The sequence below is a fragment of the Mycobacterium gordonae genome, assembly GCF_001417955.2.
Taxonomy (GTDB): Bacteria; Actinomycetota; Actinomycetes; order Mycobacteriales; family Mycobacteriaceae; genus Mycobacterium; species Mycobacterium gordonae_B.
This window is the reverse complement of sequence record NZ_LKTM01000074.1, coordinates 1-7083: the sequence shown is the minus strand read 5'-3', so window position 1 is coordinate 7083 and position 7083 is coordinate 1. Positions and strand designations below refer to the sequence as shown.

Sequence of the window (7083 nt, the reverse complement as noted above, 5' to 3'; positions counted from 1 at the left end):
CAACCCACCCGACCATCCAGAGGAGGACGCTCAGTAAATACCGCGCAACGGTGCCTCATTCAGGTTGACAGGTTCCGGGCTACGCAGTCGGACACTCAACGCTGTTACGGCTGTGCCTACGCGGACATTTGTCACTAAAGTTGCTGTTAGCTTGGTAAAGCTGAGTCTGTCTAGACCCCGGAGGTTAGCGTGGGCATTGCAGACAGTGGCGATGCCAGAGAGTTGCTCCAGATAACCCCGACTCAGGTCGCTTTCGTGGCCGACCAGGTCGGGGAAGCTACGGCGGAATTCGCCAACAGGCTGCGTCATGTCGATGGTGAAGTGACTACCTTGCTGGGGTCGGGGTGGCGGGGTACCCCAGGCGGCCAGTTTCATGATGCTTTCGTGGAGTGGCACGAGGGTGCCTCGAAAGTTGTCGACGGGATGACCGAGTTGGTCGCTGCCCTGCGCACCGCCGCGCAGAACTTCGACAACACCGATCAGCCCCAGTGACTGGTGAGGAACTGGGCAGATGAGTACCAACGGCGGCAGCGTATTCCATGTGGATCTCGACGCTTTGAGATCAGCGGCTGAGTTGCTCGACAAGTTCGAGAAGTCCACCGAGCAGTTTTTGGGTGATGTCGAGCGCAAGGTCAACGCCATGCACATCGACTGGCAGGGGACGACGGCGGCAGCACACCGGGAAGCTCAGCAACGATGGACGGCAGGCGCGGAGGAGATGCGCTCTGCGGTCAGCCAGTTGCGGGCCATCGTTGCTACCGCCCACGGCAACTACGGCTCGGCGGCTGCGGCCAACACCGCGATGTGGCAACGGCCCTAGTCGATCACCCTGCGCAATGACGATTACGGTCGACACTGCGGTGCTTGATAGCGCCGGTTCAGACACCATCGCGGCCATGACCGCTTTCAGTCAGGCGGTCAGCACCGCGCTGGGAGCTCTGGGCGGCCCGGGAATGACGGGCACCGACCCGGCAGGCCTGGTGGTCGGCCATGCCTACGACGAGGCCGCCCAGGGCGCGGTCGAAGCAATTGTCGACGTTGCCAACGGATGCGCCCGCATCGGCGACCTGCTCAGGACCAGCGCCTACAACTACGCCATCGCCAACCACTACTCGGCAATCAACCCGGGCGGCAGCCCTCCCACCAAACCAGCTGCCACCAAACCGTATTCGACCCACGTACCCCCCAAAGGGGAAGGCAGCCTGACGAGTGCCCCCTTCGGCTGGGGATTGATCCAGTCGATCATCGGCATGGTATGGCCTAACGGTGATCCCGGCAGAATGCGGGCAGCCGCGCAAACCTGGAACTCGCTGACCAGTGCCGCCCAAGCATTCGACGCGGCGCTGGTGAGGCCCGAGAACAGCGCCAAAGGCCAGGAGATCCCCGAACAAGGGCAAATCGGCACCGCGTTCGGCGACGCCAGCCACGGCGTCACCCAGCTCGGCACCGTCACCAGCGGGATCGCGAAGAATCTCAACGCCTACGCCCAGCACGTCGATGACGCCCATACCCATCTGCGCCGCCTGATCGACGAGGCGCTACATCTCGTGAGTCCCTCGGGACTTCTTGACGAGTTCGTCAGCCTCATCCAAGGCAAGGAAGACCAGCTCCGCCAGATCGCCCACGAGGCCTTGCAGGTCCTCAATGACCTCAAGGTTGAAGCCGACGCAGTTCGGATGCTGCTCGAACCTTTGGTGCAGGCAGCGCAAGCTGCCGCTAGGACGATGGGGGCCTGGGCCAACGTGGCCCTGCACTACGCCGAAGACGTGGCCCAAGTCGTTGCCGCTGACACCATCAACGCCGTCGCCACCGTCGGCAACGCCGCACTTCACCACCCCGAAGACCTTTTCGCGATGGCCGCCGGAGCCGAGCTTATGGCGGGCGGGGCCGGGCTTGAGGTCCCCGGGGTGCTCCTCGATGCCACCGGTGTTGGCGCGCTCATCGGCGTACCAGTCAACGTCGCCGGAGCAGGAATGATCGCCGCAGGTGCGACCATGGCCGGAGGCGGGGCCATCGACCTGGGACGCCACGCCGCGCTCAACCCCGGCGTCACCGTCATGCATGCTCACACGGGTCGGCCCGGGGAGGGCATCAATCGCGGAGACGGTCGGGACATCTACGGCCACATCACCGGTCGCGGCGAAGGGTACGGCAGGCTCCGGGAGGCAGAAGGTCTCGAGCAGTACCGCGATCGCTACCCCGGTAGATGGGTAACCAACGAACAACGCAAAGCATCCGTCGACGGGGCCGAGAATGGTCGCTTCTACGATGGGTTGGCCCGAAAACCGGACGGCACGTATGAAGCAGTTGAGGTGAAGTCTGGTGGGGCGTCCCTGAGCGGATCACAACGGAGTTTCGACGCGGCGGTGACTACAGAGAACCCCGCCCACGTCACCATCACAAACGAACGAGGAGAAGTCGAGACGGTGGAAATCACCAGCGTTCGCGTGGAAACGGTTCCAGCAGAATGAAACTCGACCGTCCCACGCACATCCAGAAATCAAACCGGTCATCGGGATGGATGAGCGAGTTCACAGAGGAGATCCCGGGGCAACTCGCCGCGATCATCAACAAGCTCGGCGACGGCAGGTACACCTACACCTCGATTTATCCCTTACCGTCAGACGCTGAGTACGACGAGACCGTCTACCCCGACGAGTGGATACAAGCCACCGGAATCGCCCCGGACCGCCTGACGGTTGAGATCCGCCAACTCGACCCCGACAACACCTTCCGCGTCTATACCATCGGCCACTCCGAAGCGTCGGAGCAGTCCTCGGAAACCGAACCCATCCGCAACGGCGACAACACCTATCTGGTCCGGCGAGCTGAGGTGCTCACCGCCCCTGAAGCCATCGAACTATTCCAGCACTATTACGACCACCACGCCGTCCCGTCGGGATGGAACCTGCGCGAGCAGGCCGAGTTTGCGACACCAGCCGACGGTGAGGCTGCTCCTGATCAACCAGCAGCAAGTCTCTCCGAGGATTCGCCGACACCGTCCGCAGTATCGGCGAAAGCGCGCAGCGCACCCCAAGCAGATGCGGCGGCAGACCAGCAGCGGAGCCGACGCAAGCAGGGACGCGGCGAATGACACCCCTCCAACCTGCCTGATGTCGTACGACATTTTCGCTTTCGACCCGGCTACAGCGCCCGGCAATGACGACCTGCTGGCCTGGTATCACCAACATGCGCAGGATTCGTCCTACGACCCTGCGGTGACGACACCCAAATTGCGGGCCCTTTACCGCGACCTGATCAGGGACTTCCCGCCGATAAACGGCCCCGACGCAGCCACTGATGATGACGACGCCGATACCGACTACGCCTTCGGACGGAACACGCTCTACGTGTCATTTCGGTGGTCGAAATTCGACCAGGCACGTGACGCCTTCCTTCAGCTAGGTCAAGCCCACGGGGTCGGAGTGTGTGAAATCAGCGAGAGCCCCGCCGTCATCCACCGCCCGACCGGCGAGGCGACCGCGAGTAGCAGGGCATCAGCTTCCGACCTGGGCGTTGCCTCGACCCAGGGCAAATCAGCCGTCGAGCCCTCAAACGGCTCCACGACGACGAACGCAAACCCCTCCTCCCACCGGACGGAAAATGAGGATAAGGGCGAGGGCAAGCTGTACCTGTGATCTCTGAGTCCGACCCCCCAATTAGCTTGGAGGTCAACGCTACTGCCATCCAGGCCGCCCCACCGAGCCGACCCAGTCCCGCCTTCGGCGCATACGCCGAGGAATGGGTGATGCAACGCCGGATTTCGATTCGGACACGCGATCACTACCGCAGGTTGCTGACCGCACGGCTTCTACCAACATTCGCCGACGTTGAACTCGGGAGGATAGACCCTGCTGCAGTCGGAAAGTGGTACGCCAGCGGGCAAGCGGGAACCGGCACCATGCGCACCCATGCCTACGTCTTGCTGCGGTCAGTTATGGAGTCAGCACTTGCCGATGACCTGATCGCTGCCAACCCCTGCCAGATCACCGGTCAGTCGACGTCGCGCCGTACTGCCATTAACCGCCCAGCGACTCTAGACGAGGTTGAGAGCATCACTTTGGCAATACCAGAGGCCTACCAGGCGCTTGTTCTCATGACTGCGTGGCTGGCCATGCCCCTGAGCGAACTGAGCGAGTTGCGCCGCAAGGACGTCGATCTGGACGGAGCCGTTGTTCGAGTGCGGCGCGCAGTCTCCTTGATCCGGGGAACCGCCGTCATCACCACCCCCAAAGGGAGAGGGGGCTTGAGGGATGTCCCAATTCCGTCAGCTCTCCTGCCGACGATCAGGAAGCACCTTCGAAAACACGTTCCAAATTGGCCCGAATCATTGTTATTTCCTTCGGTTACCGATCCCGACCGTCATCTCTCACCGTCGGTGCTTAACCAGATGTTCGCAAGAGCCCGGGACACAGCTGGACAACCTGATCTGCGGTTGACCGACCTCCGGCGCTCGGGCCTCAAGCTGGCATCGAAGGCTGCTAGACCCAAGGGGTAAACGTCGCCGATCACGCGTGCACTATGCCCGCGAATGACGCGTAGCTTAGGATGAAGTGGTCCGCCGCACCGTTCGCCTGGCTGTCCGAACCAATGCAATTGGTACAGCTCAACGCCGTGTTGCCGACCCTCGGTGCGAAGGACGAGCCGACTGGTGTCGGGAAGACCTGGGGCCTGGCTCGGAGGAGTGGTGCCGCCGCTCGGCTGGCTTCGACTAAGTAGTGCTTTCGCGTTTGCCGGTCCCAGGTCTTGCCAGGATGGCGGCAACGCGTCTGACTTAGCGGTCGGTGTTGCAGGACCTTGTGAGGGCTCATGGTTGTTATAGGGGTCGACACGCACAAGAAAACCCATACGTTCGTGGGCGTCGAACTCAGTGGCCGAAAACTTGGCGAACTGACAGTGCCCGCGACGACGGCTGGGCACCTGAGGGCATTCGGCTGGGCACAAGAGAGGTTCGGGACCCAGTTGATCTGGGGTGTCGAAGATTGCCGAAATCTGTCGCGGCGACTTGAACAGGATCTGCTGGGCTCCGGTCAGCAGGTAGTTCGAGTTCCGCCGCACCTGATGGCACGAACTCGCGCCTCGGCACGGACCCGGGGAAAGTCAGATTCCATCGACGCGTTGGCCGTGGCACGTGCGGTATTACGCGAACCTGGCCTGCCGACGGCAACCCATGATGACGTGTCACGCGAGCTAAAGCTTCTCGTGGACCGCCGCGAAGACCTAGTGTCACAGCGTTGCGCCACAACCAACCGGTTCTTGTGGCGGGTGCATGAACTCGACCCTTCGCACGCGCCGAAAACCAGATCGCTGGATCGGGTGAAAACGGTCGGGGTGCTTAACGCATGGCTAAAGACGCAGCCTGGCCTGGTCGCCGAACTGGCCCGCCAGGAGCTAAGCGAGATCACACGTCTCAATCTTGAAATTGAAGCTCTCGCAGGCCGCATCGGCGTAGGAGTGCGGACCCATGCGCCATCACTACTTGGGATCTACGGCTGCGCAGAATTGACCGCGGCCAAGATTGTCGGCGAGACAGCCAATATCTCCCGATTCCGAAGCGAGGCCGCATTCGCTTCCTACGCCGGGCTCGCGCCGACCCCGCGATGGTCAGGACAGTCACGGATCTACGTGCGGGGCTTCCGGTCGGGAAATCGTCAGCTGAACACCGCTTTGTATCGCATTGCCCTCGTGCAGATCAGTCATCCAAGTCCTGGCCAGTCGTATTATCAGAAGCGTTGCAAGGCCCACCACGACTCACCTACCGAGGCCATCCGCCGCCTAAAAAGGCGGATAGCACGCACCGTCTTCACTCGGCTACGCGCTGATTACACAGTCCGAACCACCACGCCCGCCAAGGCGTTGTCTTTCCCTGAGCTGGAACGCATTAACGAACAGTGGGCCGGTGCCCTGGCAGACCTCGGGGTCGACGCATGCTGGTAGTTCGCAGGGCTCATGGGTGTCGGTCGTTGGCGCGTTACCGGCGCTTGACGGCATCTTCGGCTACTGCTTCTCGGTCTGCGCTGTCTGGCTGGGGTTCCTGGTGCCGGTCATTCACAGCGGGGATCACCTGGGTTTTGTCCATATCAACTGCTGGTGTGGCTCTTCGGGCGGCAGAGTGCACTTGCGCGGGTTCGCCATCGGCGGTCCGTCCAGCTCCCATGAGTGCAGACCCCGCGCCGGGGTGCTGCGCCCGCTCCCCGAGTTGACGCATTGTCGACTCCACCCGGCGCACAGCACGAGAACGGGCCTCGTCGATTACTCGGGCCTCGGCAGCACGCCGGGCCGCGTAATCCATCCCGGCGCGGCCAACGGCTCGCAGATCGTCGTTTGCGGACCTTGCGATCCGCTGAAGGTCGACCTTGAGGTACTCCGCGAGGGTTGCAGTTTCCGCGCTGGCGGGCGATAACTCCTCAGGCCACAGGCCGCCCACCACCCAAGGGGTGCAATCGAGCCGAGCGCTGAAGGTGGGCACCGACAGCGACTCCTGGGTAGCCCTGCGCAGCCGCTGACGCGCCGACATCCGACTAAAGATCCCCACCGGATAAGACTAGCCAGCTGGTCGGTAGAGCTCGGACCTCGACTGGGCATCCTTGCTGCCATGGACGCGGGTTTGGGTGCCGCTCATGCTTGTCGGATCATGGAGTCATACTCGCCAAGGATTCTGACAGGCTGCCGACTGCCGATCCTCCGCCACCGAGCGCCCCGCGCATCAGTAAATGTGAAAACGACAAGCTCATTGAATGGGCCGGTCGTGTCGTGCATATTCACGATGTTGATGTCGGCGGTCGCCTGGCCTGGCCCTAACACAGGCGTATCCCGGAATGGAATGCCGAGATAGGGATGAAAGTGGTTGTCGTCGTCGGTATCCCGTTCCGGCTGGTATTCCTGTGTGAAGTGGTTTTTGCCCTTGGTGGACTCGTGTTCGACATGCAGGTTGAAGACGGGCTCGCTGCTGTGGTTGCGGATGACGGCATGCTCGCGCACAGCTAGCTCTCCGGTGATCCGATTGGGTGGCGTCCGTAATCCGGTGTAAATGGTCCTTCGGAGCTTCTGGCTTCGGTGGGTGATGTTACGCCGTTGCGCTGA

8 protein-coding genes are annotated in these 7083 nt (G+C 62.2%); 7 read left to right on the top strand and 1 reads right to left on the bottom strand.

Translation table 11 applies throughout. From position 1 onward, the window contains the following. Positions 1 to 189: 189 nt before the first annotated feature. The 7 genes from AO501_RS09070 to AO501_RS35280 all read left to right on the top strand — a co-directional run bounded on the left by AO501_RS09070 (position 190) and on the right by AO501_RS35280 (position 5937). Positions 190 to 492, top strand: a complete 303-nt coding sequence (locus AO501_RS09070) for a WXG100 family type VII secretion target (protein WP_055577407.1) — start codon at positions 190 to 192, stop codon at positions 490 to 492. A 19-nt stretch (positions 493 to 511) separates the two neighbouring features. After that, the gene (locus tag AO501_RS09065; RefSeq protein WP_055577406.1) at positions 512 to 820 is read left to right on the top strand and encodes a WXG100 family type VII secretion target; all 309 of its coding nucleotides are present in this window, start codon (positions 512 to 514) and stop codon (positions 818 to 820) included. 76 nt (positions 821 to 896) lie between these two features. Continuing rightward, positions 897 to 2471 carry an NAD(+)--arginine ADP-ribosyltransferase gene (locus AO501_RS09060; protein WP_156452422.1) on the top strand — a complete coding sequence of 525 codons (1575 nt, stop codon included), beginning with the start codon at positions 897 to 899 and terminating at the stop codon, positions 2469 to 2471. Positions 2472 to 2521: 50 nt separating this feature from the next. Continuing rightward, complete coding sequence (locus tag AO501_RS09055) at positions 2522 to 3094, top strand: hypothetical protein (RefSeq protein ID WP_063892840.1); 573 nt, start codon at positions 2522 to 2524, stop codon at positions 3092 to 3094. Further along, positions 3042 to 3638, top strand: a complete 597-nt coding sequence (locus AO501_RS39000; RefSeq protein WP_063892839.1) for a hypothetical protein — start codon at positions 3042 to 3044, stop codon at positions 3636 to 3638. The genes AO501_RS09055 and AO501_RS39000 overlap by 53 nt, the downstream gene beginning before the upstream one ends. Before the next feature lie 110 nt (positions 3639 to 3748). Then, complete coding sequence (locus AO501_RS09045; protein WP_156452421.1) at positions 3749 to 4498, top strand: tyrosine-type recombinase/integrase; 750 nt, start codon at positions 3749 to 3751, stop codon at positions 4496 to 4498. A 311-nt stretch (positions 4499 to 4809) separates the two neighbouring features. Continuing rightward, on the top strand, positions 4810 to 5937 hold the full coding sequence (locus tag AO501_RS35280; RefSeq protein ID WP_231752414.1) for an IS110 family transposase: 1128 nt from the start codon (positions 4810 to 4812) through the stop codon (positions 5935 to 5937). 681 nt (positions 5938 to 6618) lie between these two features. Here AO501_RS35280 and AO501_RS09035 read toward each other — a convergent pair. Then, a partial coding sequence (locus AO501_RS09035) for a hypothetical protein (RefSeq protein WP_231752413.1) occupies positions 6619 to 7083 on the bottom strand: 465 nt, incomplete at its 5' end.

Coding starts and splice junctions, on each gene's coding strand:
- AO501_RS09065 (WP_055577406.1), top strand. CDS start 512: ATGAGTACCAACGGCGGCAGCGTATTCCATGTGGATCTCGACGCTTTG.
- AO501_RS09055 (WP_063892840.1), top strand. CDS start 2,522: ATGAGCGAGTTCACAGAGGAGATCCCGGGGCAACTCGCCGCGATCATC.
- AO501_RS09060 (WP_156452422.1), top strand. CDS start 897: ATGACCGCTTTCAGTCAGGCGGTCAGCACCGCGCTGGGAGCTCTGGGC.
- AO501_RS35280 (WP_231752414.1), top strand. CDS start 4,810: ATGGTTGTTATAGGGGTCGACACGCACAAGAAAACCCATACGTTCGTG.
- AO501_RS39000 (WP_063892839.1), top strand. CDS start 3,042: ATGCGGCGGCAGACCAGCAGCGGAGCCGACGCAAGCAGGGACGCGGCG.
- AO501_RS09045 (WP_156452421.1), top strand. CDS start 3,749: ATGCAACGCCGGATTTCGATTCGGACACGCGATCACTACCGCAGGTTG.